30 protein-coding genes and 1 tRNA gene are annotated in these 26,133 nt (G+C 67.3%); 12 read left to right on the top strand and 19 right to left on the bottom strand.

Going from position 1 to position 26,133, the window contains the following annotated elements; translation table 11 throughout:
* Positions 1–2: 2 nt before the first annotated feature.
* Positions 3–602 carry a TetR family transcriptional regulator gene (locus AU198_RS05340; protein ID WP_064346473.1) on the bottom strand — a complete coding sequence of 200 codons (600 nt, stop codon included), beginning with the start codon at positions 600–602 and terminating at the stop codon, positions 3–5.
* Between the two features lie 74 nt (positions 603–676).
* On the opposite strand from AU198_RS05340, the gene AU198_RS05335 reads away from it, so the two are divergent.
* The 3 genes from AU198_RS05335 to AU198_RS05325 are packed head-to-tail and all read left to right on the top strand — an operon-like array spanning position 677 to position 2,812.
* The gene (locus AU198_RS05335; protein WP_064346472.1) at positions 677–1,465 is read left to right on the top strand and encodes an SDR family NAD(P)-dependent oxidoreductase; all 789 of its coding nucleotides are present in this window, start codon (positions 677–679) and stop codon (positions 1,463–1,465) included.
* Positions 1,466–1,481: 16 nt separating this feature from the next.
* Positions 1,482–2,555 (top strand): NAD(P)H-dependent amine dehydrogenase family protein, encoded by a 1,074-nt coding sequence (locus AU198_RS05330; protein WP_064346471.1) that lies wholly within the window; start codon positions 1,482–1,484, stop codon positions 2,553–2,555.
* Between the two features lie 23 nt (positions 2,556–2,578).
* A complete protein-coding gene (locus AU198_RS05325) occupies positions 2,579–2,812 on the top strand; it encodes a hypothetical protein (RefSeq protein WP_064346470.1) in 234 nt (77 codons plus the stop codon).
* Positions 2,813–2,845: 33 nt separating this feature from the next.
* On the opposite strand, the gene AU198_RS05320 is transcribed toward AU198_RS05325, so the two are convergent.
* Positions 2,846–4,108 carry an amidohydrolase family protein gene (locus AU198_RS05320; protein ID WP_064346469.1) on the bottom strand — a complete coding sequence of 421 codons (1,263 nt, stop codon included), beginning with the start codon at positions 4,106–4,108 and terminating at the stop codon, positions 2,846–2,848.
* Positions 4,109–4,132: 24 nt separating this feature from the next.
* Between AU198_RS05320 and AU198_RS05315 the strand changes: the two genes are divergently transcribed.
* The gene (locus AU198_RS05315) at positions 4,133–4,984 is read left to right on the top strand and encodes an AraC family transcriptional regulator (protein ID WP_064346468.1); all 852 of its coding nucleotides are present in this window, start codon (positions 4,133–4,135) and stop codon (positions 4,982–4,984) included.
* Positions 4,985–4,993: 9 nt separating this feature from the next.
* Here AU198_RS05315 and AU198_RS05310 read toward each other — a convergent pair whose 3' ends face one another.
* Positions 4,994–5,623 carry a TetR/AcrR family transcriptional regulator gene (locus tag AU198_RS05310; protein WP_064346467.1) on the bottom strand — a complete coding sequence of 210 codons (630 nt, stop codon included), beginning with the start codon at positions 5,621–5,623 and terminating at the stop codon, positions 4,994–4,996.
* A gap of 124 nt (positions 5,624–5,747) precedes the next feature.
* On the opposite strand from AU198_RS05310, the gene AU198_RS05305 reads away from it, so the two are divergent.
* From AU198_RS05305 to AU198_RS05295, 3 genes are all read left to right on the top strand, one after another.
* Entirely contained in the window at positions 5,748–6,062 is a 315-nt protein-coding gene (locus tag AU198_RS05305) for a WhiB family transcriptional regulator (RefSeq protein WP_064346546.1), read from the top strand.
* A gap of 87 nt (positions 6,063–6,149) precedes the next feature.
* Positions 6,150–6,368 (top strand): hypothetical protein, encoded by a 219-nt coding sequence (locus tag AU198_RS05300; RefSeq protein WP_064346466.1) that lies wholly within the window; start codon positions 6,150–6,152, stop codon positions 6,366–6,368.
* Between the two features lie 35 nt (positions 6,369–6,403).
* Positions 6,404–6,895: an SRPBCC family protein gene (locus AU198_RS05295; protein WP_064346465.1), complete on the top strand. Its 492-nt coding sequence runs from the start codon at positions 6,404–6,406 to the stop codon at positions 6,893–6,895.
* A 5-nt stretch (positions 6,896–6,900) separates the two neighbouring features.
* Here the strand turns inward: AU198_RS05295 and AU198_RS05290 are convergent.
* Positions 6,901–6,984: transfer RNA gene (locus tag AU198_RS05290), tRNA-Leu, on the bottom strand.
* Between the two features lie 94 nt (positions 6,985–7,078).
* Here AU198_RS05290 and AU198_RS05285 point away from each other — a divergent pair.
* Positions 7,079–7,456 carry a hypothetical protein gene (locus AU198_RS05285; RefSeq protein WP_082690875.1) on the top strand — a complete coding sequence of 126 codons (378 nt, stop codon included), beginning with the start codon at positions 7,079–7,081 and terminating at the stop codon, positions 7,454–7,456.
* On the top strand, positions 7,453–7,785 hold the full coding sequence (locus AU198_RS05280) for a DUF3817 domain-containing protein (protein ID WP_064346463.1): 333 nt from the start codon (positions 7,453–7,455) through the stop codon (positions 7,783–7,785). The genes AU198_RS05285 and AU198_RS05280 overlap by 4 nt, the downstream gene beginning before the upstream one ends.
* Here the strand turns inward: AU198_RS05280 and AU198_RS05275 are convergent.
* The 12 genes from AU198_RS05275 to clpS are packed head-to-tail and all read right to left on the bottom strand — an operon-like array spanning position 7,763 to position 16,725.
* Entirely contained in the window at positions 7,763–9,223 is a 1,461-nt protein-coding gene (locus AU198_RS05275) for an MFS transporter (RefSeq protein ID WP_064346462.1), read from the bottom strand. The two genes, AU198_RS05280 and AU198_RS05275, sit on opposite strands and share 23 nt — an antisense overlap.
* A 43-nt stretch (positions 9,224–9,266) precedes the next feature.
* On the bottom strand, positions 9,267–9,875 hold the full coding sequence (gene rdgB / locus AU198_RS05270) for an RdgB/HAM1 family non-canonical purine NTP pyrophosphatase (RefSeq protein WP_064346461.1): 609 nt from the start codon (positions 9,873–9,875) through the stop codon (positions 9,267–9,269).
* Positions 9,872–10,654 carry a ribonuclease PH gene (gene rph / locus AU198_RS05265; protein WP_064346460.1) on the bottom strand — a complete coding sequence of 261 codons (783 nt, stop codon included), beginning with the start codon at positions 10,652–10,654 and terminating at the stop codon, positions 9,872–9,874. Before rph ends, rdgB begins: the two co-directional genes overlap by 4 nt.
* A 44-nt stretch (positions 10,655–10,698) precedes the next feature.
* A complete protein-coding gene (locus AU198_RS05260; protein WP_064346459.1) occupies positions 10,699–11,478 on the bottom strand; it encodes a cyclic nucleotide-degrading phosphodiesterase in 780 nt (259 codons plus the stop codon).
* 58 nt (positions 11,479–11,536) lie between these two features.
* The gene (gene murI / locus AU198_RS05255; RefSeq protein ID WP_064346545.1) at positions 11,537–12,361 is read right to left on the bottom strand and encodes a glutamate racemase; all 825 of its coding nucleotides are present in this window, start codon (positions 12,359–12,361) and stop codon (positions 11,537–11,539) included.
* Between the two features lie 5 nt (positions 12,362–12,366).
* Entirely contained in the window at positions 12,367–13,050 is a 684-nt protein-coding gene (locus AU198_RS05250; RefSeq protein WP_064346458.1) for a rhomboid family intramembrane serine protease, read from the bottom strand.
* Positions 13,041–14,003 (bottom strand): cysteine synthase, encoded by a 963-nt coding sequence (locus AU198_RS05245; RefSeq protein ID WP_064346457.1) that lies wholly within the window; start codon positions 14,001–14,003, stop codon positions 13,041–13,043. The genes AU198_RS05250 and AU198_RS05245 overlap by 10 nt, the downstream gene beginning before the upstream one ends.
* Positions 14,004–14,013: 10 nt before the next feature.
* A complete protein-coding gene (locus tag AU198_RS05240; protein ID WP_064346456.1) occupies positions 14,014–14,295 on the bottom strand; it encodes a MoaD/ThiS family protein in 282 nt (93 codons plus the stop codon).
* 13 nt (positions 14,296–14,308) lie between these two features.
* A complete protein-coding gene (locus AU198_RS05235) occupies positions 14,309–14,743 on the bottom strand; it encodes a M67 family metallopeptidase (protein WP_502689268.1) in 435 nt (144 codons plus the stop codon).
* A 59-nt stretch (positions 14,744–14,802) separates the two neighbouring features.
* Positions 14,803–15,822 carry a P1 family peptidase gene (locus AU198_RS05230; protein ID WP_064346454.1) on the bottom strand — a complete coding sequence of 340 codons (1,020 nt, stop codon included), beginning with the start codon at positions 15,820–15,822 and terminating at the stop codon, positions 14,803–14,805.
* On the bottom strand, positions 15,819–16,403 hold the full coding sequence (aosR, locus tag AU198_RS05225) for an oxidative stress transcriptional regulator AosR (RefSeq protein WP_064346453.1): 585 nt from the start codon (positions 16,401–16,403) through the stop codon (positions 15,819–15,821). The genes AU198_RS05230 and aosR overlap by 4 nt, the downstream gene beginning before the upstream one ends.
* Before the next feature lie 7 nt (positions 16,404–16,410).
* The gene (clpS, locus tag AU198_RS05220; protein WP_064346452.1) at positions 16,411–16,725 is read right to left on the bottom strand and encodes an ATP-dependent Clp protease adapter ClpS; all 315 of its coding nucleotides are present in this window, start codon (positions 16,723–16,725) and stop codon (positions 16,411–16,413) included.
* A gap of 103 nt (positions 16,726–16,828) precedes the next feature.
* On the opposite strand from clpS, the gene AU198_RS05215 reads away from it, so the two are divergent.
* The 3 genes from AU198_RS05215 (at position 16,829) to AU198_RS05205 (ending at position 21,590) form a co-directional block, all read left to right on the top strand.
* Positions 16,829–18,088, top strand: coding sequence for a nicotinate phosphoribosyltransferase (locus AU198_RS05215; protein WP_231744577.1), 1,260 nt, complete (start codon positions 16,829–16,831; stop codon positions 18,086–18,088).
* A 27-nt stretch (positions 18,089–18,115) separates the two neighbouring features.
* Positions 18,116–20,083 carry an ATP-dependent DNA helicase gene (locus AU198_RS05210; protein ID WP_064346450.1) on the top strand — a complete coding sequence of 656 codons (1,968 nt, stop codon included), beginning with the start codon at positions 18,116–18,118 and terminating at the stop codon, positions 20,081–20,083.
* Between the two features lie 67 nt (positions 20,084–20,150).
* Entirely contained in the window at positions 20,151–21,590 is a 1,440-nt protein-coding gene (locus AU198_RS05205) for a neutral zinc metallopeptidase (protein WP_064346449.1), read from the top strand.
* A gap of 6 nt (positions 21,591–21,596) precedes the next feature.
* On the opposite strand, the gene AU198_RS05200 is transcribed toward AU198_RS05205, so the two are convergent.
* The 3 genes from AU198_RS05200 to glgP all read right to left on the bottom strand — a co-directional run bounded on the left by AU198_RS05200 (position 21,597) and on the right by glgP (position 25,903).
* Complete coding sequence (locus AU198_RS05200; protein WP_502689270.1) at positions 21,597–22,328, bottom strand: MspA family porin; 732 nt, start codon at positions 22,326–22,328, stop codon at positions 21,597–21,599.
* A 105-nt stretch (positions 22,329–22,433) separates the two neighbouring features.
* Complete coding sequence (locus AU198_RS05195; RefSeq protein WP_064346448.1) at positions 22,434–23,282, bottom strand: virginiamycin B lyase family protein; 849 nt, start codon at positions 23,280–23,282, stop codon at positions 22,434–22,436.
* Positions 23,279–25,903, bottom strand: coding sequence for an alpha-glucan family phosphorylase (gene glgP / locus AU198_RS05190; RefSeq protein ID WP_064346447.1), 2,625 nt, complete (start codon positions 25,901–25,903; stop codon positions 23,279–23,281). The genes AU198_RS05195 and glgP overlap by 4 nt, the downstream gene beginning before the upstream one ends.
* Positions 25,904–26,133: the final 230 nt, after the last annotated feature.

The following is a 26,133-nucleotide window of genomic DNA, read 5'->3' as shown; positions in this document are numbered from 1 at the left end:
TATTATCGGGCTTCGATGCCGCGCAACGTCCTTGCCACATAGTCGTCGAGCATCGAGCCCTGCGTCGGCCACTCATGCGTGGTGGTCAACAGCGCATAGAGACCGAGTAGGAAGAACACCGCGCTGTTCATCGGGCTGACGTCAGGCGCGACCCGACCCGCTTTCTGCGCACGTTCGATCTCCTGAGCGACCCTGACGATGACCGGGTGCTCATCGCTCTCGTCAGTGGGTCGCGTCTGGGAAAAGTGCAGCGCCAAAAAATCTTTGAACAGCATCGCGCCCAGACGGCGCTCGAGTCCCAGCACCAGTCGAACGGCCTCCTGGAGCACAGCGGACAGGCTGCGAGCGGAATCGGCATACCGACCGAGCTGCTTGGCGATGCGCTCTTCTTCCCTGCGCTCCAACTCGAGCAGTACGTGCTGTTTGGTGGGAAAGTGGAAGAAGAAGGTGCCGTGCGCGACCCCGGCGGCGGCCACGATCGCTCCCACGTCGGCCTCGGCCATCCCCGACCGCTTGAACTCGGCGATGGCGGCTCCCATCAGTCGCTCGCGGGTTTGCAGGCGTTTTGCCTCGCGCGCTGAGGGTTTGTCCACCACGGCCATGACCCGACGATAGCAATACCGGTCGGGTATTGACACGTGTGATTGACTGCAGTCAATTTCGGAAGGAGTCTGCGATGGCGCTGGAACAGTTCAACCTCGCCGGGCAGGTCGCGATCGTCACCGGAGCCGGCAAGGGAGTCGGCCAGGGTATCGCGAGGGTGCTCGCGGAAGCGGGCGCCGCGGTCGTCGGCACGGCACGTACCGAATCAGACATCGTGGAAACAATCAAGGGCATCGAGGATTCGGGTGGCAAGGGGCTGGCCCTGGTGGCCGACGCGATGAGCCGACCGGACGGCGAGCGCGTGGTGAACACGGCGATGAAAGAGTTCGGGCGCATCGACATCCTCATCAACAATGTGGGTGGTTCGACGTTCGGGTCGTTTCTCGACATCACCGACGAGGACTTCCGGCACACCTTCGACTGGTGTGTCACGTCAGCGTTCATCATGAGTCAACTCGCCGCTCGTCACATGATCGAGGCCGGACACGGCAATATCGTCAACATCTCCTCGGGATCAGCACGTTTCGGTATCCGCGCGCTTACCGCATACTGCGTCGCGAAGGGTGGGCTCGAAGCGCTCACCCGGGCGATGGCCCAGGAGTTGGCGCCGAAGATCCGTGTCAATGCCATCGCACTCGGCTCGTTCGCCACCGAGGGACTGCAATCCGGCCTCGATATGATGCCGGGGGCATTGGACACGATGCTCTCGCTCACGCCGCTGCATCGACTCGGCGACGTCGAGGATCTCGGTCGGCTCTGTGTCTACCTATCGACCAAGGACTGCTACGCGACCAACGCCATCTTCCACGTCGACGGCGGAATCGACTCGAACAACCTGCCACTGCCCATACCCGACTACTGATAGAAACGGACGCGAGATGCGCAGAGTGGTCCAATTTTCCACCGGCAACGTCGGGCAGCACTCGTTGCGGGCGCTCATCGGGCGGCCCGATCTCGAGCTTGTCGGGGTGCACGCCGCCAACCCGGACAAGATCGGCCGCGACGCCGCCGAGTTGTGCGGGCTGAGCGATCCGACCGGCGTCACCGCGACCGACGACATCGACGCGCTGATCGCGCTGAAACCGGATTGCGTTGTCTACACCGCTTTGGGCGAGACGCGGCCGATGGAGGCGATCGAGGAGATGTCGCGCTTCCTGGCCGCCGGGATCAATGTGGTCGGCACATCGATGGTATGGCTGGTGACACCTCGGCAGATCGACGACTGGCTGCGGGTGCCGCTGGAAGAGGCTTGCGCGGCGGGCAATTCGTCGCTCTACGTCAACGGCATCGATCCGGGATACTCCGGTGACACCGCGGTACTGGCCGCGTTGAGCCTGGTGACCCGTGCCGAATCGGTCACGGTGCAGGAGGTCTTCGACTACGGCAACTACGATGACTACGAGTACACCGGTACCGCAATGGGATTCGGCACCACTGCCGACGACGAGCTCGCGATGGCATTCCAGCCCGGGGTCATCACCACGATGTTCGGTGGGCTGGTGCGCAATATCGCCCACCACCTCGGTGTCGAACTCGACGATGTCACGCAGCGTTTCGAGCCCTGGTACGCCGACCGGCGCATCGAATGCAAGATGATGACCGTCGAACCCGGGGGGCTCGCCGGGGTGCGGTTCGCCGCCGAGGGAATCCGCGGCGGCGCGCCCCTGATCACCGTCGAGCACACCACCCGGCTCACACCGGCGGCCGCGCCGGACTGGGAGTACCCACCCGAGGGTCACTCCGGCGTCCACAAGGTGATCGTGGAAGGCGAGCCGCGCATCGAAGTGAACACGCTGCTGTCTCATCCGGTACTCGATGTCACCGAGGCCGGATGCGTCTCAACCGCGGCCCGCGTCGTCAACGTCATCGACTGGGTGTGCCGCGCCCCGCAGGGCATCATCGCCGTCGAGGACATCCCGCCGGCCGAAATGGTCCGCGGACTGGTGTGGTGAGCGCAGGGTCGCAGCCACCAGTGATGAACAGTCTCGTTCCGACCACCGTCCGCCAGGCCCGCTGGCTGATCCTCGGCGGAGTCGTCGCCATCGCGCTCGGCATCGTGCGCGGCTACACCTTCTTCGCGCACGGCGGCCTGATTTTCCTCGTGCTGGGTGTGCTTTTCCTGAGCATCGGCGTGGCATCGATTCTTGCCTCGGTGCAACGACTCCGGCTCGGAGACGCACCGCGTGGCGACGCGGCCGGCCGCCCCTGAGTGCGCGTCAGCCAACGACGCGCACGTCAGGTCTCACGCCCTGGCGAGCTGCTTTTGCTCGTAGAGCCGCGCCCACTCCTTGCGCGGCCGGATCGAGACGTCGACGTCGGTTGCCTTGGCGCGCAACGCACCCGCGGTCGCCTGCTCCTTGGGGGTGCGTTTGAACGGGTCCCAACTGAAGAACCGGCAGGAGTTCTCCCACGTGATCTTGTTGATGTCGGAATCCGATGCCCCCACGGCGTCGAGCTCGGCCAGCACCTGCTCGGGCGCGTCGGGCCAGAAGCAGTCTGAGTGCGGGTAATCGCACTCCCACGCGATGATGTCGATACCGATCTCGTGACGCAGCTTCAGCGAGGTCTTGTCGGTGACGTAGCAGGCCAGCGAGTGCTCGCGGAACACGTCGGACGGCAGCTTGTCCCCGAAGTCGCGTCGCAGCCACTTCTGGTTGGTGTAGTGGCGGTCGCTGCGGTCCAGGTAGAACGGGATCCAGCCGATACCGCCTTCGGAGAAGGCGAATTTGAGGTCCGGATAGTTGCGCATCGCCGGACCCCACAACAGGTCCTGTGCGCACATCGCCGAGACCTGGGTTGCCAGGATGATCAGGTTGTCGATCGGGGCGTTGGGCGCCATGCTGATCGCGCCGAAGCCGGTCCCGATGTGCAGGCACATCACCACGTTCTCTTCGGAGAGCGTACGGAACACCGGGCCCCAGTACTCTTCGTCGTGATAGCTCGGAAGGCCTTCGAGGTGGGGCAGTTCCGGCATGGTCACCGCTCGACACCCCTTGGCCGCGACCCTGCGGATCTCGTTGCACATCCCCTCCGGCGTCCACGTCGGCAGGATCGCGATCGGGATGAAGCGGTCCGGATAGGACCCGGCCCACTCGTCGATGTGCCAGTCGTTGTAGGCCGACACCATCACCAGGGTGACGTCTTCGCGGGTCATGTTGAGATGGCGTGCGGAAAACCCGGTGAACGTCGGGAAGCACATCGAGGCCAGAATGCCGTTGCGGTTCATGTCGCGGACCCGCTCGTGCACGTTGTACACACCCGGCCGCATCTCGGCGAACCCGGCCGGATCCCGGCCCCACTCCTCGGCCGGCCACGACACCACCGCGTTCAGCCCGCTGACACCCTGCGGGCGGCCCTGATACATCCACTGATCGACGCCCTTGTCGTCGGTCACCACGATCGGCGCCTCGTCCTTGTACTTCGCCGGGACATGTCGCAGGAACATGTCGGGGGGTTCCACGACGTGGTCATCGATGCTCACCAGGATCAGGTCGTCAACGTTCATACCCCAGTAGTACCGTCTAGCCCCATGACCGTCTCTGCGCTATCGGACAGAGGTTTTGCCCAACCGGCCAACATGGCGGCCGGCGCGAACCGACGCGTCATCGACCTGCGGCGAGGCGGTCGAGCGCTGGGCGGCAGCTATTTATATGAGGGCGATGCGCTGATCACCGGTTGGCACTCGCACGACGTGCACCAGATCGAGTACGCGCTCGGCGGTGTCGTCGAGGTGGAAACCGACTCGGCGCACTACCTTCTGCCGCCGCAGCAGGCCGCATGGATTCCCGTCGGTCTCGACCATCAGGCGACCATGAACCCCGACGTCCGGACCGTCGCGGTGATGTTCGACCCGCAGTTGATCCCGCATGCCGGCGACCGGGCGCGCATCCTGGCGGTGTCCCCACTGATCCGCGAAATGATGATCTACGCGCTGCGCTGGCCCATCGACCGCGCCGAAGGCGACGAGATCTCCGACGCGTTCTTCCGCACGCTGGCCAATCTCGTGACCGAGGCACTCGACCACGAGGCGCCGTTGAGCCTGCCCACGTCCGAGCATCCGATCGTCGCCGCCGCCATGGCCTACACCAAGGAGCATCTCGACGGTGTCACCGCCGAAGAGGTGAGCCGGGCCGTTTCGGTGTCCGAACGCACGCTCCGGCGGCTGTTCCAGGATTCGGTCGGGTTGTCCTGGCGCACATACCTTCTGCACGCCCGCATGCTGAAGGCCATGGCATTGCTGGCCGCGCCGGGTCAGTCGGTGCAGGAGACGTCGTCGGCGGTCGGCTTCGACAGCCTCAGTTCCTTCACCCGGGCCTTCACTCAGTTCTGCGGGGAGACGCCGACGAGCTACCGCAAGCGGGTGGGCGGCACATCGCTGTAAAAGGCAGCGTCACGACTCGTCGCGCATCTGGCCATCGCGAAGCAGCGCGTTCACCGCGCTCCCCCATCGCTGAAGTTGGGCGGGGGTGTCGAACGGTTCGGTGAGGTGACGCTCGATGTGGTCGCGCAGGATCCAGGCGCCCAGGGCCAACACCAGCGGGTTGAGTGCACCCCACGTCGGGTCGAGGTCGGGGCGGGTCAGCCCGGCTTCCCTGCGCGCCTTCCAGCGCTCGGCGCCGACGGCGGCGAGCGAGTCGAACACCTGCGTGCCGAGCGAACTCCCGTCGGTCAGCGCACGTACGACATATGCGACCACATCGGGTTCGTCGGCGACCAGGGACGTCACGCGGTCCCCCACGTCGGTGATGGAGTCCACCGTCGATTCGGGCATGCGCTGCATGAGTGCGGTATTCATCACCCCGAGCACGTGGTCGTCGACGGCCTTGATCAGGTTGGCTTTCGTTTCGAAGTGGTGCTGGACCAACCCCAGCGAGACGCCGGCTTCCGCCGCGACTGCGCGAAGCGACGTCGCCGACGTGCCGCGAGCCGCAAAGCACTGAAGCGCCGCATCGCGAATCCGTTCGACGCTCGAACGCTGATGTTTCTCGGAGGCGTATTGCCCCGTCGACGCCGCCGTCATCGATACCCGCAGGTCTGAGTGCTCACCCCCACACAGTAGCCAATACGCATGTATTGTCGGAAACCGATACGCGTGTATTGTCATCCTCGTGGCGGAGGACCGTCCCGACCGAAAGGAAACGCAGATGCCCGTCGACGAGCGGCTGAATGGCCGGACGACGCGCCCCGTTGCGGTCAACGCGCCCCAGGACACGGCGCTCGGCGCCTGCATTCAGGACCCCGACCGGTGGGCCCTCGGGGCCGACGACGGCGCCAAGGAGCTGTGCCGGACATGTCCTCGCCGTTGGCTCTGCGCCCAGGAGGCGTGTCAGACTCCCGGGGCGGTCGGGGTGTGGGCCGGCATCCACATTCCCGACACCGGCCGGGCACGCCAGTTCGCGTTGCGGCAACTACAGTCGCTGGCCGAGCGCAATGGATTCACCGTCCGAAAGGCGGGCTGAACCGCATCTTTCAGGCCGCGGGTTTCACTGGCGTTGCCAGCGGGCAACCTCAGCGCAACCGATTCCGCGAGCCACCAGGAGACCCCGATGCGCGAGCGCGCTCTCGCCCCCGCCGACAACCCGACCGCCGAGGCGATCGCCACCACCGGCCTCTTTTTGATCTTCACCGCAATCATCGCGGTCGCCGTGAGCCTGTCGAGTTGGGGTGCCTCCGACGCACCGTTGGCCGCCGCCGCGGGGCTCGTGGCCGTGGTCAGCTTCACTGCCAGCCTGCTGTGCTTCGGCAAACAGAGCGCAGACGACTGACGCGCGCCGGTACACGCCTGCGATGATGGCCGGTTATGGCCCGCTGGTATCCCCTGGTATCCGCTGACGCTGACTTCTTGGCGTCGGCTCCCCACGTCTTCCGCTACGAGAAGCGCTACGCCGCGACCCCGGAGCAGGTGTGGAAATCGCTGACTTCGGACGAGTCGCTCGCGGCGTGGGGGCCCGCGGTCAAGAACGTCACCTGGACCTCACCGCGTCCGTTCGGAGTCGGGACCACCCGTGACGTGACCGCCCTCGGCGGAGCCGTCCTACGTGAACGCTTCTTCGAATGGGACGAGGGCCATCAGAAGTCCTTCTACGTCTACGAGTCGACGTTGCCGCTGTTCAAACGCTTCGCCGAGGATTACATCGTCGAGGCCGACGGCGAGCAGACGCGGTTCACCTGGGTCGTCGCGATCGAACCGAAGAACGCGATGAGCGTGCCCGTCAAAGTATTGGCGCCGCTACTCAAGGCAGGCTTCGGGCGCATTCCCAGCGACGGGCAGAAGTACTTCGCCGCTAGGTGAGTTCGTGCGGGCGGTGGGACTCGAACCCACACGTTCTTTCGAACACCGGCACCTAAAGCCGGCGCGTCAGCCAATTGCGCCACGCCCGCAGCGAGTGTCGATGCTACCCCGCGCCTCCCCCACACCTGTCGGACCGCCTCGACGAGTTCGTCGGCCCTAAGCACGTCGCGGTACCGTTGGGAGGTGTCCACTACACGGCGTAGGAGGCCGGCGCTCATCGCTTTGGTGATCGTCGGGGCCGTCGGCTGCCTTGCGCTGGCGTGGTGGCAGTGGACCCGCTTCGAGTCGGCCTCGGGCAGCTTCCAGAATCTCGGCTACGCGATGCAGTGGCCGCTGTTCGCCGGCTTCGTCGTGTACGCCTACTACAAGTTCGTGCGCTACGAGGAAGCTCCGCCCGAGCCCGCGAAACGGGACATCACCGAGATCCCCGAGGATCTGCTCCCGCAAAAGCCCTCAGCGACAACCCGATTCGACGATGACGTCGACGACCCCGCACTGCGCGAGTACAACGCCTATCTGGCCGAGCTCGCCGAGAAGGACAAGGAACACCCGGCCACATGACCGAACCGCCGATCACCTCCGCCGAAAACGTCCGCAAGGCACTCCTGGGCTACCGGGTGCTGGCCTGGACGACGGGCATCTGGCTCATCGCGCTCTGCTACGAGATGGTGATGAAGTACGTCTACCACGTCGAGGGCCTGAACTGGATCGCGGTGGTCCACGGCTGGGTCTACTTCGTGTACCTGCTCTTCACCGCCAACCTCGCGGTCAAGGTGCGCTGGCCGATTGGAAAGACCATCGGCGTACTGCTCGCGGGCACCATTCCGCTCGTCGGCATCATCGTCGAGCAGGTCCAGACCAGGGAGATCAAGGACCGCTACGGTCTGTAGCCAGCGCCAGATCCGGTTCTGACTCGTTCATTTCACCGATTTTCGGGATCGCGAGCGCAGTGAGCGCGGCGACGACGGCCGCACCCGCCGCGATCAGCAGCGCGACCCGCAAACCGGCCAACGACGGCACCTCGTGCCCGGCCACCGTCGTGGTCATCACCGTCAGCACCGCACCGATCACCGCGCTGGAGATCGATGTCCCCAGCGAGCGCGCGAGCGCGTTGATTCCGTTGGCAGCGGCCGTTTCCGACACCGGCACGGCGGCATTGATCAACGCGGGTAACGACGAGAACGCGAAACCCACGCCGATGCTGACCATCACGTTGAACACGCACAGCTGCCATGCGCTGTTCATCAGCACCAGCCCCGACAGATACCCGGCGGCCACCACGGTCGACCCGACGAACAAGGTGAACCGTGGGCCGCGCGCATCGGCGATCCGAGCCGCCACCGGGGACGTCAACATCATCGCCAACCCGCCGGGGGCCAGCCACAGACCCGTCTGCAGCATCGACTGGCCGAGGCCGTAGCCCGACCCCACGGGCATCTCGAGGATCTGCGGCGCGATCAACGACATCGCGAACAGCGAGAAGCCCACCGCAATCGACGCCAGATTCGTCGTCAGCACCGGCCGTTTCAGCGTGGTGCGCAGATCGACGATCGGGGCGGCCGTTCGGAACTGCCACAGCGCGAACAACCCGAAGATCACCACCGACGAGGCGAACATCGTCACGGTGATCGCGCTGGTCCACCCCCAGCTTCCCCCCTTGGAGATGCCCAGCAGCAGCGTGACGAGTCCGCCCGCGAGACCGATCGCGCCCAGCGCGTCGAACCGGTCGGCCGAGACCGAGGGCAGCCGCGGCACCAGTGCGGCGAAAGACACCGCCGACATCACTCCGAGTACGGCGCCGAACCAGAACAACGCGTGCCAGTCGAAGCGATCGGCGATCATCGCCGACAACGGAAGGCCAAGCGCCCCACCCACACCCAGCGATGCGCTCATCAGTCCCATCGCGGTGCCGACCCGATGAGCCGGCACGGCTGCGCGCATCACGCTGATGCCCAGCGGGATGATCGGCATCCCGAAGCCCTGCAGTCCGCGACCGATGATCACCGGGACCAGCGCCGTCGTCGTCGCCGCGATCAACGATCCGACCGTGAGCAGCACGGCGCAGATGATCAAAATGGGCTTGGGCCCGTACATGTCGCCGAGCCTGCCGAACATCGGCGTGGCGACGGCCGCCGTGAGCAACGTCGCGGTGATCACCCACGACGCGTTGGACGCGCTGGTGTCCAGCAGCGTGGGCAGTTCGGGAATGAGCGGGATGACCAGCGTCTGCATCAGGGACACGCTGATGCCCGCCGCCGCGAGCACCGCCACGACGATCGCCGGGTGCCGCGTTCTGCCGACGTCGGCTTGGGCGGAGGGGCGGCGCACCCCGGGGATGCTACCGCTTAGTTGATCTATACAAAATTCGCGCTCAGGTTCGCGTGGCCAACTCACGCAACGCGGGAAGCAGCGCCGTCAGCGCCCGCCCCCGATGCGAGGCCGCATCCTTCTCGGCGGCGTCGAGTTGGGCCGCGGTCCGCTCCGATCCGGCGGGCAGGAACACCGGGTCGTAGCCGAACCCGCCGTCGCCACGTGGTGCGCGGGTGATGCTGCCCGGCCACTCCCCTCGCACCACGATTTCACCCCCCTCGTGCACCAGCGCGCAGGCCGACACGAACGCCGCGCCGCGCCGCTCGTCGGGTACATCGGCCAGGTGCGCCAGCAGCAGCGCCGTATTCGCGGCGTCGTCTCCGTGCCGGCCGGCCCACCGCGCCGAGAGCACGCCGGGCATTCCGTTCAACGCCGCGACTTCCAGCCCGGAGTCGTCGGCGACCGTCGCCAGGCCCGTGGCGCGATGAGCATCGCGCGCCTTGGCCAAGGCGTTCTCTTCGAACGTCGCCCCGGTTTCGGGGGCCTCGTCGAAGGCGGGCACGTCGTCGAGCGAGAGCAGCCTCAGCCCCGAGACCCCCGCCGCGGCGAGCACCCGGTGCAACTCGGCCAGCTTCTTCGGGTTGCGGCTGGCAACCAGCAGCTCGGTCAGCTTCCGAACGCCTTCTTGGGCGCGTCTTTCGGCTCGGGCAGCACCCCGGGATAGGGCAGCGCCAATGCCTCGCGCTGAATCTCGAAGATCTGCTCACACGCCGTCATCGCCGCGTCGAGCATCTTGTCCAGGGTCGAGCGGGGGAACGTCGCGCCCTCCCCGGTGCCCTGGATCTCGACGAGGGTGCCAGTGTCGGTGGCCACGACGTTCATGTCCACCTCCGCGCGCGAGTCCTCGGTGTACGGCAGGTCGGTGCGAATGCGCCCGTCGACGACGCCGACGCTGACCGCGGCGATCGCGCACGACAGCGGCCGCGGGTCCGACAGCTTGCCCGCCGCCGACAGGTAGGTCACCGCATCGGCCAGTGCGACGTAGGCCCCGGTGATCGCGGCCGTTCGCGTACCGCCGTCGGCCTGCAGCACATCACAGTCGATCGCAATCGTGTTCTCGCCCAACGCCGCCAGGTCGATGCATGCCCGCAACGACCGGCCGACCAGCCGGCTGATCTCCTGGGTGCGGCCACCGACGCGGCCCTTGACCGACTCGCGATCGGACCGATCATGCGTGGCGGCGGGCAGCATCGCGTATTCGGCTGTCAGCCAGCCCTTTCCGGAGCCCTTGCGCCAGCGCGGCACACCCTCGGTGACACTTGCGGTGCACATGACGCGCGTTTCGCCGAACTCCACCAGCACCGAACCGGCGGGATGGGTGGTGAAACCACGGGTGATGCGGACCGGCCTCAGCTCGTCGTCAAGCCGGCCGTCTTCTCTTCGGGACACGAGCCAACCCTATCGGCTGGCTCCGGCCCCATCGCTCGAGACCATCAGGCCGCCGCGCGCACGACGTCGAACGTCTCGTTGCACACCACCGCGTGCACCGGACCGTCGAACTCGGCCTTGGCCTCGCTGATGACGTCCTCGCGCGATGTCCACGGCGGAATGTGGGTCAGCAACAGTTCGCCGACTCCGGCCTCCGCGGCGGCCCGGCCCGCCTCGGTTCCCGACAGGTGCAGCCTGGGCGGCCGATCCGGCGAGTGCGTCCACGACGCCTCACACAAGAAGACGTCGGCGTCGCGGGCGAGGTCGATGAGTTGATCGCAGTAGCCGGTGTCGCCGCTGTAGACGAGCGTGGCACCGTCCTGGCCGGTGATGCGCATGCCGTAGGACTCGGTCGGATGGCAGACCAGTTTGGGGGTCACGCTGAGCGAGCCGATGGTGACCGTGTCGTTGTCGACCCAGTGGCGGATCTCGAACACGTCGGAGAAATCGTCGATCTCGCCGCCCTCGGGCGATGACGCCGCACCAAGGCGGGCCCACGTGTTGGCAGGGCCGTACATGATGCCGCGCTCCTGAGCCGGCGCCGGGTGGTAGCGCCGCCACACGAACAGGCCCGGCAGATCCAGGCAGTGGTCGGCATGCAGATGCGACAGCAACACGTACACGTCGTTGGGATCGGCGTGGCGTTGCAGCGCACCGAGCACGCCACCGCCGAAGTCGAGCACCAACGGCGGGGTGTCGGGTGCGGTGACGAGATATCCGGACGCGGGCGAATCAGGCCCGACAACACTGCCGGAGCAACCGAGTACGGTGATTCGCACGCTCACTAGCTTGCCATGCCCGGTCCCCGCTTGACGAAAACATGGCCCGTTTGAGCGACCGAAATCATCTCGGCGCGCCGACGTGACGTTGAACAGGTCGAACGCCGTCGAGCGTCGGCCCGAGAAACCGTGCGGCAAGGGCCGTGAAGGCGTCCGGGTCGCCCGTCGCCTCGAAGATCCGCTGCGGCGCCGGGGAGTCGTGCGGGCGCAGCAAATCGAGTTCGGTGAGCACCCTCAGCAAGTCCTTGGCGGTCTCCTCGGCGCTCGACACCAACGTGACGTTCTCGCCCATCGCCAACTGGATCAGTCCCGACAGCATCGGGTAGTGGGTGCACCCCAGCACGAGGGTGTCCACCTGTGCGCGTTGAAGCGGTTCGAGATACCCCTCGGCGAGGCCGAGCACCTGGCGCCCACTGGTCACCCCGCGCTCGACGAAGTCGACGAACCGGGGGCAGGCCACCCCGAACACCTCGGTGTCGCGGGCCGCCGCGAACGCGTCCTGGTACGCACCCGAGGAGATCGTGGCCGCGGTGCCGATGACACCGATGCGACCGTTGCGGGTGGTCGCGACCGCGCGGCGCACCGCGGGCAGGATCACCTCGATCACGGGCACCGGCGCGTAGCGTTCGCGGGCGTCGCGCAGGCATGCCGACGACGCCGTGTTGCAGGCGATGACGAGCGCCTTGATACCGCGCGAGACGAGATCGTCACCGATCGCCAGGGCGTGTGCGCGAACGTCCGGGATGGACAGCGGCCCGTACGGGCCATTGGCTGTGTCGCCGACGTAGACGATGTTCTCGGAGGGCAACTGGTCGATGATCGCGCGGGCGACCGTGAGCCCGCCGACACCCGAATCGAAGATGCCGACGGGCGCGTCGGCGGACACCACCGCACTCACGACGTCAGGTACGGGTTCGATGCCACGCTTCTGCGCTTCTCGCGAGCCTTGCGCTCCGGGCCGGACAGCAGATAGGCCGCGATGACGCCAGCGACCGCCCCACTCAGATGGCCCTGCCACGACACCCCCGGTGTGCCGGGCAGCACGCCCAGCAGGACGCTGCCGTAGACGAGCAGCACGATGACGCCGACGATGATCTCCCAGGCCTTACGGGTGAAGAACCCGAAGACGATGAGGAACGCCAGCCACCCGAAGATCAGCCCGGAAGCGCCGATGTGGTTGGCCTCGCAGCGCACCCCCACATACGGGCAGTGCATGCCGACATTGCCGATGAGCCACGTACCCAGACCGCCGAGGATCCACACGATCGCGGTGGCGAAGATGAACCGCGACATCCCCGCCAGCGTCATCAGAAAACCCAGCACCAGAGCCGGAACGGTGTTGGCGATGAGATGGTCCCAGTTCGAGTGCAACAGCGGCGCGAACAGGATGCCCACCAAGCCGTCGGACTCCATCGGCCGAATGCCGTTGTCGTCGAGGCGATGGTTCGACAGCGAGTCGAACAGTTCGATGACCCACAGCAGCACGACGAAGCTGAAGACCGTGACGGCGCCGATCACCCACGCGGGTCGTTTGCGCGGTTGCGACGGTGTGGTCCCCGGATACCCGGTCATGCCCATAGCTGCCCTTCAAGCGCGTCTTCAGCGTCATCCAGGCTACCGGCGTACGCACCGGTCGACAGATACTTCCAACCCGCGTCGGCGACGACGAACGCGATGTCGGCCTGCTCGCCGGCCTTGACCGCCTTGGCCGCCATGCCCAGCGCCGCGTGCAGCACCGCGCCGGTGGAGATGCCCGCGAAGATCCCCTCCACCTGAACCAGATCGCGGGTGCGCCGGATCGCGTCGTACGAACCGACCGAGAACCGCGTGGTGAGCACGTCCGGGTCGTACAACTCGGGGATGAACCCCTCGTCGATGTTGCGCAGCGCGTAAACGCCCTCGCCGTACCGGGGTTCGGCGGCGACGATCTTGACGTCCGGCTTGCGCTCGCGCAGGAACCGCCCGGTTCCCATCAGGGTGCCGGTGGTGCCCAGGCCCGCAACGAAGTGGGTGATCTCCGGCAGATCCGCCAGCAACTCCGGACCGGTGCCCTCGTAGTGCGACAACGAGTTGGCCTCGTTGCCGTACTGATAGAGCATCACCCACGAAGGGTTCTGCAGCGCAAGCTCTTTCGCGTGGGCGACGGCGGTGTTCGAACCACCCTCGGCGGGCGAGTAGATGATCCGCGCACCGTACAACTCGAGCAGCTGACGGCGCTCGATCGAGGTGTTCTCCGGCATCACGCAGATCATCTGGTAGCCCTTGAGCAGCGCCGCCATCGCCAGCGAGATGCCGGTGTTTCCGCTCGTCGGCTCCAGGATCGTCGCACCGGGCTGCAGCAGGCCCTGCCGTTCGGCCTCCTCGATCATCCGCAGCGCCGGACGGTCCTTGATGGAGCCGGTGGGATTGCGGTCCTCGAGCTTGGCCCACAGCCGCACATGGGGCTCGGTGTCCCAGCCGGGCGAGAGGCGGCGCAGGCCTACCAGCGGTGTACCGCCCAGAGCTTCGAGCAGCGAGTCGTATCGCGCCATCAGACGCCCGCTACCCTCCAGCCACTGCGGGCAGGATCGTCACCGAATCGCCGTCGGCGACCGTGGTGTCGAGCCCGCCCGAGAACCGCACGTCCTCGTCGTTGACGTAGATGTTGACGAACCGGTTCAGCTTGCCGGGGTTGTCCTTGTCCATCAGGCGCTCCGAGATGCCGTTGTAGTTGGCCTCCAGGTCGCTGATCACCGCCGCGAGGGTGTCGCCGGATGCGGTGACACGCTTCTCGCCTCCGGTGTGGGTGCGCAGGATGGTCGGGACGGAAACGGTGACAGCCATCGGTGAAGCCTTTCTAGTACTGCTCGACGATCTTGACGGGTTCTTCGGTGACGACGCCGTCGACGATGCGGTAACTGCGTAGTTCGTGCTCATCGGGGTCGCGGGTGGACACCAGCACGTAGTGGGCGTCGGGTTCCTGGGCCAATGAGATGTCGGTGCGGCTGGGATAGGCCTCGGTCGCGGTGTGCGAGTGGTAGATCACGACCGGGACCTCGTCGGCGTCGTCCATCTCCCGCCACACCCGCAGCTGCTCCATCGAGTCGAACCGGTAGAACGTCGGCGACCGCTCGGCGTTGGTCATCGCGATGAAGCGCTCCGGCCGGTCCGAGCCCTCGGGTCCCGCGATCACCCCGCAGGCCTCGTCGGGATGGTCGGCGCGGGCGTGGGCGACCATGGCGTCGACCAGATCCGCTCGGATCACCAACACAGCAGCTACCCCTTTCTGCACGAGACTGTATTCCAGCAGCGAAAAATCGAGTAAACGGCTGCTGGAATGCAGTTTCGCGGTTACTCGAACGCTCCAGGCAACATGTCGCGGTACGCCGGTATTCCGGCCACCGACTCGGCGGCCAGTACCCCGACCATCACCGCGCGGGCCAGACAGTCCGCCGCAGCGGCGCCCACCTGCGTGATCAGCGGCATCTCGGGCGTCATCGATGCCGGCGTGGTGGGATCGAGCGGCACCTCCACGGCACCGGTGGCCAGAGCGAACACCGTGTCGCCGTCGTGCGGCGTGTGGCACGGCCGGATGGTGCGCGCCAACCCGTCATGTGCGGCGACGGCCACCCGGCGGCAGGCCGCGGGGCTCATCGCGGCATCGGTGGCCACCACCGCGATCGTCGTGTTGAGCGGGCTGAATTCCCGATGGCGGTCGGCGTAGGCCGCGATCTGGTCGGCCGGCGGCGGGATCAACCCGAACTCCTCGATCTGGTAGGCCAGCCATGGCAGGCCGGTCGCCGTGTCGAACACCTCACCCGCGGAGTTCACGATCACCAGGGCGCCCACCGTGACGCCGCAGTCCAGTTGCATCGACGCCGTGCCGACACCGCCCTTGAGCACCCCGGCGCGCGCTCCCGTGCCCGCGCCGACGGTGCCGATCGCCACCTCGGTCCCCGCGCTTGCGGCCGCGGCGTAGCCGAACTCGGCGGTCGGCCTGCACTGCCAACCGCCGACCGGAAGGTCGAAGACCACCGCGGCGGGCACGATGGGCACCACGCCGCCGTCCAGCGCGACGCCGCGACCCTGCTCCTCGAGGTACCGCATCACCCCGTCGGCGCTCGCCAGCCCGTAGGCGCTGCCGCCGCTCAAGACCAGGGCGTCGACGTGCTGAACGGAATTGATCGGGTCGAGCAGGTCGGTCTCCCGTGTCCCGGGGGCCCCGCCCCTGCCGTCGACACCGCCCACGGTTCCCGGCGGCGTCAACACGACCGTGGTGCCGCTGGCCCAGCCCGATCCCAACGTCACGTCCGGATCCAGGCGATGGTGTTGTCCCACCCGGATACCGGCCACGTCGGTGATCGAACTCATCTCGACTTACCCATCAGTCCCAGCACCAGGTACTCCTGCAGCACGGTCAACCACTGGTACACGTCGAGGTGTCCGGCCATCGGATGGTCCGGCGGCAGTTCGTCGGGTCCGTCCGGCGAGATCGCGAGCATCGTGCCCAGCGCCAAGCGCATGTCGTTGACGGCGGCGGCCCAGGCGTGCGCATCGTCCTCGCTCAGCTCGAACTTGCCGCCCTGCGCCGGCATGGTGTCCAGAAGTGTCTGCGCCGCTTCACGTTTCGCATCGATGATGTCGGGCTCATGCAGGCCGCGCAGCGCGCTGTTGAGGCTCTCGGCGGCGCTGGAGCTGGCGGGGTGCTCTGTCTGCGGCCGGTAGAAGTCCGGCAGCAGGCGTTTCATCGTGTCGTCTTCGGGTGGCGTCGAATTGCCGGTACGCATACCGGTGATCGCTTCGAGTTCATCTGCGGGCGCGGATGATTCGCGCTCCTCCAACATGCCCACCACCGAGGCGGCCAGGCTCCGCAACAGGGCGGCCTCGTGCGGTGCGATGGCCGACCGGAAGCGCGCTCCATCGGCAGTCTCCACCCGCTTCCACTTACGCACGTGTCTGTCAGCGGTCCTGCTGCATGGTGGCCCACAGCCCGGCGGCGTGAAGCTTGGTCACGTCGATCTCCATCGCCTCGCGGCTGCCCGCCGAGACCACCGCCCTGCCCTCGTTGTGCACTTGCAGCATCAATTTGGTCGCATGCGCCTCGGGGTAGCCGAACAGCTTCTGGAAGACGTAGGTCACGTAGGTCATCAGGTTCACCGGGTCGTCCCACACGATGGTCACCCAGGGCGCGTCGACGGCGGCGTCCTCAGTCGCGACGGACTTGACGTCCCGCTCTTCGCGAGTCCCCGGTCGAGCCTTCGCCGGCGTCACCATGTCGTTCAGGATAGCCAACGCATTACCGGCGCTTCGAACTACTACGGTGACAGTTGTGACCGCCGCATCCCCGGCCCTGCTCACCGACAAGTATGAGCTGACGATGCTCGCGGCCGCGCTGCGTGACGGCACCGCACACCGTCGCACCACGTTCGAGATCTTTGCGCGCCGACTGCCCGAAGGACGCCGCTACGGCGTGGTGGCCGGCACCGCACGGTTTGTGGATGCTTTGGCGCAGTTCGAATTCGACGACGAGGCGCTGTCGTCGCTCGCGGAATTTCTCGACGCCGAAACGCTCGCCTACCTCGCCGACTACCGGTTCGCAGGCGATGTCGACGGATACCCCGAGGGCGAGCTCTACTTCCCGGGTTCACCGGTGCTGTCGGTGCACGGCACGTTCGGCGAATGTGTAGTACTCGAAACCCTGGCGTTGTCGATCCTCAACCACGACACCGCGATCGCATCCGCGGCCGCGCGCATGGTCAGCGCGGCCGAAGGGCGACCCCTGATCGAGATGGGCTCGCGGCGCACCCACGAGCACGCCGCAGTCGCCGCCGCCCGTGCCGCTTACCTGGCCGGCTTCTCCGGGTCGTCCAATCTGGCGGCCCAGCGGGACTACGGGGTTCCGGCGCTGGGCACCAGCGCGCACGCGTTCACCCTGCTCCACACCACCCAGGACGGCCCCGACGAGCGCGCGGCGTTCCGGGCGCAGGTCGAGACGCTCGGAGTGAGCACCACGCTGCTGGTGGACACCTACGACATCACCGACGGCGTGGCGACGGCCGTCGAGGTCGCCGGTCCGGAACTCGGTGCGGTGCGCATCGATTCCGGAGACCTCGGCGTGCTCGCGCGCCAAGTGCGCGCTCAACTCGACGACCTCGGCGCCACCGGAACGAAGATCGTCGTCTCCGGCGATCTCGACGAGTTCGCGATCGCCGCGCTGCGCGCCGAACCGGTCGACATCTACGGCGTCGGCACGTCCCTGGTCACCGGTTCCGGTGCCCCGACCGCCGGGATGGTCTACAAGCTGACCGAAGTGGACGGGCTTCCGGTGGAGAAACGCAGCAGCCACAAGCAATCCCACGGCGGACGTAAGCAGGCGATCCGGGTGGCCAAGGCGACCGGCACGATCGTCGAAGAGGTCGTCTTCCCCTACGGGCGCCCGCCCGCTTATCCCAACGGCTTCACCGCGCGGGTTCTGACCGTTCCACTGGTGCAGCAGGGCGAACCCGTCGCCGATCTGGGCCTCGACGCGGCCCGCGCCCGGGTCGAGGACGGCCTGACCAGCCTGCCGTGGGACGGGTTGAAACTGTCCCGCGGCGAACCCGCAGTGCCGACGCGGCTGATTCCTCCCGGCGCGTAGGGGGTCACCACGTCGGACACGCCGGACATCACCCAGCTACTGGCCACCGCCGTGGCGGCCCTCGGCGGCCGCGAACGCGCGGGCCAGGTCGACATGGCCAAGGCCGTCATCAATGCCTTCGACACCGGTGAGCACCTCGCCGTCCAGGCCGGGACGGGCACCGGCAAGTCGCTGGCTTACCTCGTGCCGGCACTCGCACGTGCCGTCGACGCCGACGAACCCGTCGTGGTGTCGACGGCGACCATCGCGCTGCAACGCCAGCTCGTCGACCGCGACCTTCCGCGACTGGCGGAATCGCTGGCCGACGCGCTACCGCGCGCACCCGAGTTCGCCCTGTTGAAAGGTCGGGGAAATTACCTGTGTCTGAACAAGATTCACAACGGCAGTTCGACCGGCGGTGCCACCGAGCCCGACGACCGCCCCCAGCAGGATCTGTTCGAACCGGTTGCGACCAGTGCCCTGGGTCGAGACGTGAAGCGGCTCATCGCCTGGTCGTCGGACACCGACACCGGCGACCGTGACGAGCTGACCCCGGGTGTGCCGGACCGGTCCTGGTCACAGGTCAGCGTGTCGGCGCGCGAATGCATCGGGGTGGCTCGATGCCCGTTCGGCACCGACTGTTTCGCCGAGAAGGCGCGGGAGAAGGCCGGCCGCGCTGATGTCGTCGTCACCAACCATGCGCTGCTGGCCATCGACGCGATCTCCGACGCCGCCGTCCTCCCCGAACACCACCTGCTCGTCGTGGACGAAGCGCACGAGTTGGTCGACCGCGTCACCTCGGTGGCCACCGGCGAGTTGTCCGCGACATCGCTCGGCATCGCACACCGCCGGGCAGCTCGGCTGGTCGACGAGGAACTGGCGCAACGGCTGGAGGCCGCGACGGCGACGCTGTCATCGGCCATCCACGACACGGAACCGGGCCGCATCGACGTCCTCGACGACGAACTGGCGACCTACCTCACCGCGGTGCGCGACGCCGCGTTCCGGGCCCGGTCGGCGATCGACACCGCGCCCAGCGACCCGGCGGCCGCATCCGCGCGCACCGAAGCCGTCACCGCGTTGACCGATATCGGTGACACCGCCTCGCGAGTCCTCGACTCCTTCCTGCCGGCCATCCCCGACCGCACGGACGTGGTGTGGATCGAACGCGAGGACACGCGCGGATCGGTGCGGACGATACTGCGCGTCGCTCCGCTTTCGGTGTCGGGTCTGTTGCGCACCAAGCTTTTTGAGAACACCACGACCGTTCTGACGTCGGCGACGCTGACGATTGGCGGCACGTTCGACGCGATGGCTTCGGCGTGGGGGCTGACGGGCGGGGAGACCGAGTGGAAGGGCATCGACGTCGGATCCCCCTTCGAGCATGCGAAGTCCGGGATCCTATACGTCGCAGCGCATCTGCCGCCGCCCGGACGTGACGGCACAGGCTCCGCGGAACAACTCGACGAGATCGCCGCGCTGATCACCGCTGCGGGAGGCCGAACCCTCGGGCTTTTCTCCTCGACGCGTGCCGCCAAGGCGGCCGCCGAAATCATGCGGGAGCGGCTGCACACCCCGGTGCTGTGCCAGGGCGAGGACACCACGTCGGCGTTGGTCAAGCGGTTCGCCGACGATCCCGAGACGTCGCTGTTCGGCACGCTGTCGCTGTGGCAGGGCGTCGACGTGCCCGGCCCGTCATTGTCACTGGTGCTCATCGACCGGATTCCGTTCCCGCGCCCCGACGATCCGTTACTGACGGCGCGGCAACGAGCCGTGGCCGCCCGAGGCGGCAACGGTTTCATGGCCGTCGCCGCCAGCCACGCGGCACTGCTGTTGGCCCAAGGTGCGGGACGGCTGTTGCGCACCGTCGACGACCGCGGCGTGGTCGCCGTGCTGGATTCGCGAATGGCCACCGCCCGCTACGGCGGATTCCTGCGAGCGTCGCTGCCGCCGTTCTGGGCGACCACCGACTCCGAGCGCGTGCGCCAGGCGCTCGAACGTCTCCGCGCACGGTGATTGTTTTCTATCCTGACAACGGTTCAGTGCGCGCCCTGCGGCCGCCTCGACGCGAAAGGCGGCGTCCATGAATCGACGACACCTGGTCGGCGCCGTGACCGCGATGTCGGCGGTGCTCGTCGTCACCGGATGCACCACCACGCTGCGAGGCGAACCCGTATCGGTGTTCAACGATCCGTTCCGTGTCGCGGGCATGCCGGCGACCGACGGCCCCACCGGTCTACGGCCGGACGCGCGCGGTCCGGCCCGAGCGGTGGTGGGCACCGACGGGCGCGACTCCGACGAACTGGCCCGCCAGGCGATCAGCGACATCGAAGAATTCTGGGAAGGCGCCTACGGCACCGCCTTCGACGGCCGCTTCGAGCCGATCGACCGCGTCTATTCCTGGGACGCCAACGGATTCGACAGCACCGGGTTCTGCGACACCGACACCTACGGCCTGGTCAACGCCGGCTACTGCACCACCGACAACACCATCGGATGGGATCGCGGCGAGCTTCTGCCCAGCCTTCGTCAGGAGTTCGGCGACATGGGTGTGACGATGGTGCTCGCACACGAATACGGCCACGCCGTGCAGAGGCAGGCCGGCCTGGTCGACGACGACACCCCGACACTGGTATCCGAACAGCAGGCCGACTGCCTCGCGGGCGCCTATATGCGCTGGGTCGCCGAAGACAGCTCGCCGCGATTCACGCTGTCGACCGGCGAAGGACTCAACAACGTGTTGGCGTCCGTCATCGCGTTCCGGGATCCGTTGTTGAGCGAGGACGACCCCGAAGTCGGTGTCGACGAACACGGTTCGGCGTTCGAGCGCCTGTCGGCCTTCCAGTTCGGCTTCACCGATGGCCCGTCGGCCTGCGCGGCCATCGATCTACGCGAGATCGGCCAACGCCGGGGCGATCTGCCGGTGCTCCTGCAGGAGGACGAGACGGGTGAATGGCCCGTCTCCGAAGAATCGGTGCGCGCCGTCATGGACGCGATGAACATTCTCTTCACGCCCGCCAACCCACCACAGCTGAGCTTCGACCCCCCGCAGTGCACGAACGCGCGGCCGAGTCCGCCGGTGTCCTACTGCCCGGCGACCAACACGATCGCCGTCGACCTCGATGAGCTGGCAGTGATGGGCGCTCAGCCTGACATCGAGGACCCGGTCAGCCTGGCCACCGGTGACAACACCGCCTATTCGGTACTGGTGTCGCGGTACATGCAGGCGATTCAGAACGAGCACGGCCGCGTGGTGCTCGACAACGCCGAGGCCGCGCTGCGCACCGCGTGCCTGACCGGAGTGGCCACCACCAAGCTCTCCAAGAGCGTGACCACCCCCGACGGCAACACCGTGGCGCTGACCGCGGGCGATGTCGACGAAGCCGTGTCGGGCATCCTGATGAACGGCTTGGTGGCCAGCGACGTCAACGGCGAATCGGTGCCCTCGGGCTTCTCCCGCATCGACGCGTTCCGCGTCGGCGTCCTCGGCGACACCGATCGCTGCTTCAGGCGCTTCGACTGAGTCCGCTCAGATCTTCTTGGTCACGCCGTACCAGGCGACGATCGCCTCCGACTGCTCCGTCGTGTGGCTGAGGTATGCATACGAGCGGATGAAGGACTCGCCGACGCAGCCGTCGATCTTGACCCGGAAGTTACTCACCATCACCCATGGCTCCGCACCGGTGAACTTCTTCTTGGTCACCGGTACCACGCTGACCAGACCCGGTTTGAGGCCGACGGTGATACCGCCGCCGACATTGCCGCCGAGGCTCGGCAGAATTCCGAAGTCCTCTCCGCCACCGACGATGGTGAGCCCCAGCAGCCCGATGGACGGGTTGATACCCGCGGTGCCGGTCAGGGAGACACCGTTCGAGGTGCTCATGTCGATGCCGCAGCCGATCTCGTAGCCGACTTCGAGGCTGCCCTCCGGCGCCTCGTCTCCCCCCGGGCCGACCAGACGTCCCTTGTAGGTGCCGCCGACGACGTATTCGCGCGACGACAGGGCCGTCGTCAGCGGAGGTGTCGGCGCTTGCGTCTCTTTCTCGGCACTCATCTCCAGACGCCAACCGTCGGGCGTCTCGGTCACCGCGGGCGGGGTGGATTCGACGGCACCGTCCGGAGGCGGCGGAGGGGGCGCCCCTTCGGCGGGCACTTCGGCCACGACCGGGTCGGCCTCCGGATCGGCCGACGCGGATGCGGCGCCCAGGCTGCCGAGCACCCCCGCGACCGCGATCACGGTGACGCCTCGCCGCAGCACAATCCCAATCGTCACTGGCCACCCTCCGTCGTTAGCAACGCTTCGGAACCTACCGCGCCCGCGGTGTGCCGCGTGCGGATGCTCCCAGAATCGCTGCGATTGCCCCGCTCAGGTGGGCATTCGCAGGACGTGACCCGCTTCCAGGGCGACCCAGACGGCGCCTTCGGCGTCGACAGCCAGGCCGTGCGGTTCGCTGCCCGGCGGGAGATCGATCGTCACGATGTCCCCGTCGCCGCTGACGCGGGCAAGCTGGCTCGACCCCCACAGCGTCACCCAGACGCCGTCGCTGGCATCGGCGATCACCGCGTGTGGCTTGCCGGGCAGTTCGATCTCCTGAATGGCATCGTCGATCGGTATCCGCCCGAGGCGCTCGGCGGCGATCTCGGTGAACCACAGCGCATCGTCGTGGGTCGCGGTGATGCCGACGGGACCCGAAGCGGCGGTGGGTGTTTCGCGGACGGTCAGGTCACCGGCGAGCGTGAGGCGGCCGATTGCGCTCGCCTGATTCAGCGTGAACCACAGCGCGCCGTCGGGACCCGTGACGATCATCGAGGGTGCGCCGCCGACCGGATGGGTCTCCGTCACTTCACCGTCCACCGACATCCGGGCGACCACGCCGGAGCCCATGGCCGTGAACCACAGCGCTCCATCGGGGCCCGCCGTGATGCCGTACGGAGCGCTTCCCGCGGGCAGTTCGAATGCGCTCACTTCGCCGGCGGTGGTGATGCGGCCGATGTGGTCGTCGCCGTTGCGGGTGAACCACAACGCGCCATCGGGTCCGACGGTGATGATCGAGGGCCGACAGTCCGGTGCCACGGGATGAACCGCGACCTCACCGCTGTCGGTCACCCGCGCGATCGCGCCGTCGTGCACGAGGGTCACCCACAGCGCGGTGTCCGGACCCGCCGCGATCCCGTAGGGTCCGCCGTCGAGCGCGACCTTGCGAGCGGGTGTCACGCGAGCGTGACGAGGCCGAGCTCGTTGTCGCTCGCCAACAGCGGGTGGTGCGGCAGCACGCGCACGGTGTAGCCCACCGGTCCCGCGACGGGCAACGGCGCGGTCGCGGAGAACACTTCCCTGCCGGCGTCCACGCCGCCCGTGTGCACCATCGGCACGGTGACGGGATCGACGAGTTGATCGCTCGCGTCGACGCGTCCCAAAACCGCTTGCACGGCAACCTCTTCGGGACGCAGACCGGCCAGGTACACGGTGGCGGTCAGTGTGAGCTCCGAACCCAGCAGCGGGGTGTCCGGCAGACCGTAGCTGTCGACATCGGTGATCTGAATCTTGGGCCATGATTCCTGGGCCCGCAGCCGGTAGGTGGCCAGATCCCTTGCCGCGCCGAACGGTTCACCGTCACCGCCGGGTTCGACGGTCCGCCTCAACGACTGGGCCGCCGGCGCGTAGTACTTCTCGGTGTAGTCGCGCACCATGCGCGACGCCAGCACCTTGGGACCCAGCACGATCAGCGTGTGCCGAACCATCTCGACCCACCGCGCCGGGACGCCGCGCTCGTCGCGGTCGTAGAACTTGGGCGCCACCGAGGTCTCCAGCAGGTCGTACAGAGCGGCCGCCTCGAGGTCGTCACGCCGGTTCTCGTCGGCAAGACCGTCGGCGGTCGGGATCTCCCACCCGTTCTCGCCGTCGTACCACTCGTCCCACCACCCGTCGCGGATGGACAGGTTCAGCCCACCGTTGAGCGCGCTCTTCATGCCGGATGTACCGCACGCCTCCAGCGGCCGAAGCGGATTGTTCAGCCACACGTCGCATCCCCAGTACAGCTGGCGGGCCATCGACATGTCGTAGTCGGGCAAGAAGGCGATCCGGTGCCGGACCTCGGGCCGGTCGGCGAATTTCACCACCTGCTGGATGAGGGCCTTGCCGCCGTCGTCGGCGGGATGGGACTTACCTGCGACGATGAGCTGGATCGGCCGTTCGTCGTTGAGCAGCAGCCGCTCCAACCGATCGGGCTCGCGCAGCATCAATGTCAGGCGCTTGTAGGTGGGCACCCGCCGCGCGAACCCGATCGTCAGCACGGTGGGATCAAAAGCCGTTGCAATCCAACCCAACTCGGCTTCTGCCGCACCGCGTTCCAGATAGGATCTACGCAGTCTGGCTCGCACATCCTCGACGAGTTGCTCGCGCAGCTGCGAGCGGATCCACCACAGGTGGCCGGTGTCGACCTGCTGCAGGCGGCCCCACACCCCGGGCTCGCGCGCACTGGTGAGGTCCTCGCTGCCGAGCAGTTCGCGTCCGAGTTGCAGCCACTGCGGCGCCGCCCAGGTCGGCGCGTGCACACCGTTCGTGATCGACCCGATCGGCACCTCGCCGGGATCGAAACCCCGCCACAGCTCGTTGAACATGTGCCTGCTGACGTTGCCGTGCAGCATCGAGACACCATTGGCGCGCTGCGCCAGCCGCAGACCCATGTGGGCCATGTTGAACTTGGTCGGGTCGTCCTCTTCGCCGAACGCGATGATGCGGTCGAGCGGAAGGCCGGGCAGCAGCCGCGACATCGCGCCCGATGGACCCTCGGTCGGGCCGCCGAAGTAGCGCCGCACCATCTCCACCGGGAATCGGTCGATTCCCGCGGGCACCGGGGTATGCGTGGTGAACACCGTCGAGGACCGCACCACCGTCAGCGCGGTGTCGAAATCGAGCCCGGCGTCGATGAGTTCCCGGATGCGCTCGACACCGAGGAAGCCGGCATGCCCCTCGTTCATGTGGAACACCTCGGGCGAGGGTCTGCCCTCCAGTTCGATGAACGCCCGGATCGCCCGTACCCCACCGACACCGGCCAGGATCTCCTGCTTGATCCGGTGCTCCTGATCGCCGCCGTAGAGCCGGTCGGTCACGCCACGCAGCTGATGGTCGTTCTCCGGGACGTCGGAATCCAGTAGCAGCAACGGAATTCGGCCCACCTGGGCGATCCACACCCGCGCCTGCAGCCGGCTGTCGTAGCCGTTCTCGCTGGGCATCGCGACCGAGATGAGCACCCGTTGTCCGTCGTGGTCGGTGAGCAGCCGAAGCGGCAGCCCCTGCGGGTCCAGGGCCGGATAGCTCTCGTGCTGCCAGCCGTCGGCGGTCAGCGACTGCCGGAAGTAACCCGAGCGGTAGAGCAGCCCGACGGCGATCAACGGCAGGCCCAGATCCGACGCCGCCTTGAGGTGGTCACCGGCGAGGATGCCGAGACCGCCCGAGTAGTTCGGGAGGGACTCGGCCACCCCGAATTCCATCGAGAAGTACGCGATGCCGTTGGGCAGCTGTGCGCCGTGCTCGACCTCCTGCTGGTACCACAGCGGCCGGGCGAGATAGTCGTCGAGATCGGCGGCCAGCCCGTCGAGGCGGCGCAGGAACTCTTCGTCGCCGGCCAGCGCGTCCAGGCGCTGCGGGCTGACCTGCCCCAGCAGGCCCACCGGATCGCAGCCGACCCGCTTCCACAGCTCGGGGTCGATCGACTCGAACAGATCCTGCGTCGGCCGATCCCAGGACCAACGCAGGTTGATCGACAACCGTTCAAGCGCGGCCAGCCGGTCGGGCAGGTGCGCTCGGACGGTGAACCTTCTCAGCGCTTTCATCGGGCTATCACGCGAGACAACATTACTGACAATCCTGCGGCTCGCAGGGCGCTGGTCGAACTGCTTGGCCCGCTTCGGGTTGGGCTGCGCACTAACGTGGGTATAGGGCGCGACGAGGCTTATTCATCTTGACTGTGAACGCGAACAGGACGACGCAGCGGTCACGTCGGCGGTGCCGGCGAAGCACCTCGGTGGCCGCGCCAGCAGAAGGACCAGACGAAGGAGTGGTA

The sequence above is a fragment of the Mycobacterium sp. GA-1199 genome (assembly GCF_001500045.1).
Lineage (GTDB): Bacteria > Actinomycetota > Actinomycetes > Mycobacteriales > Mycobacteriaceae > Mycobacterium.
Note: the sequence above shows the minus strand (reverse complement) of the source record. Positions and strands in the feature narration are given on the sequence as shown.

Bases quoted from the DNA above. Each gene is read 5' to 3' on its own strand.
- AU198_RS05315 (WP_064346468.1), top strand. From the start codon at position 4,133: ATGACCGTCTCTGCGCTATCGGACAGAGGTTTTGCCCAACCGGCCAAC.
- AU198_RS05340 (WP_064346473.1), bottom strand. From the start codon at position 602: ATGGCCGTGGTGGACAAACCCTCAGCGCGCGAGGCAAAACGCCTGCAA.
- AU198_RS05215 (WP_231744577.1), top strand. From the start codon at position 16,829: ATGCTCGCGGCCGCGCTGCGTGACGGCACCGCACACCGTCGCACCACG.
- AU198_RS05230 (WP_064346454.1), bottom strand. From the start codon at position 15,822: ATGAGTTCGATCACCGACGTGGCCGGTATCCGGGTGGGACAACACCAT.
- AU198_RS05305 (WP_064346546.1), top strand. From the start codon at position 5,748: ATGCCCGTCGACGAGCGGCTGAATGGCCGGACGACGCGCCCCGTTGCG.
- AU198_RS05245 (WP_064346457.1), bottom strand. From the start codon at position 14,003: ATGGCGCGATACGACTCGCTGCTCGAAGCTCTGGGCGGTACACCGCTG.
- AU198_RS05310 (WP_064346467.1), bottom strand. From the start codon at position 5,623: ATGACGGCGGCGTCGACGGGGCAATACGCCTCCGAGAAACATCAGCGT.
- AU198_RS05250 (WP_064346458.1), bottom strand. From the start codon at position 13,050: ATGGGCATGACCGGGTATCCGGGGACCACACCGTCGCAACCGCGCAAA.
- AU198_RS05300 (WP_064346466.1), top strand. From the start codon at position 6,150: ATGCGCGAGCGCGCTCTCGCCCCCGCCGACAACCCGACCGCCGAGGCG.
- clpS (WP_064346452.1), bottom strand. From the start codon at position 16,725: ATGGTGACGCCGGCGAAGGCTCGACCGGGGACTCGCGAAGAGCGGGAC.
- glgP (WP_064346447.1), bottom strand. From the start codon at position 25,903: ATGAAAGCGCTGAGAAGGTTCACCGTCCGAGCGCACCTGCCCGACCGG.
- AU198_RS05330 (WP_064346471.1), top strand. From the start codon at position 1,482: ATGCGCAGAGTGGTCCAATTTTCCACCGGCAACGTCGGGCAGCACTCG.
- AU198_RS05240 (WP_064346456.1), bottom strand. From the start codon at position 14,295: ATGGCTGTCACCGTTTCCGTCCCGACCATCCTGCGCACCCACACCGGA.
- AU198_RS05295 (WP_064346465.1), top strand. From the start codon at position 6,404: ATGGCCCGCTGGTATCCCCTGGTATCCGCTGACGCTGACTTCTTGGCG.
- AU198_RS05320 (WP_064346469.1), bottom strand. From the start codon at position 4,108: ATGAACGTTGACGACCTGATCCTGGTGAGCATCGATGACCACGTCGTG.
- AU198_RS05325 (WP_064346470.1), top strand. From the start codon at position 2,579: ATGAACAGTCTCGTTCCGACCACCGTCCGCCAGGCCCGCTGGCTGATC.
- AU198_RS05335 (WP_064346472.1), top strand. From the start codon at position 677: ATGGCGCTGGAACAGTTCAACCTCGCCGGGCAGGTCGCGATCGTCACC.
- AU198_RS05280 (WP_064346463.1), top strand. From the start codon at position 7,453: ATGACCGAACCGCCGATCACCTCCGCCGAAAACGTCCGCAAGGCACTC.
- AU198_RS05205 (WP_064346449.1), top strand. From the start codon at position 20,151: ATGAATCGACGACACCTGGTCGGCGCCGTGACCGCGATGTCGGCGGTG.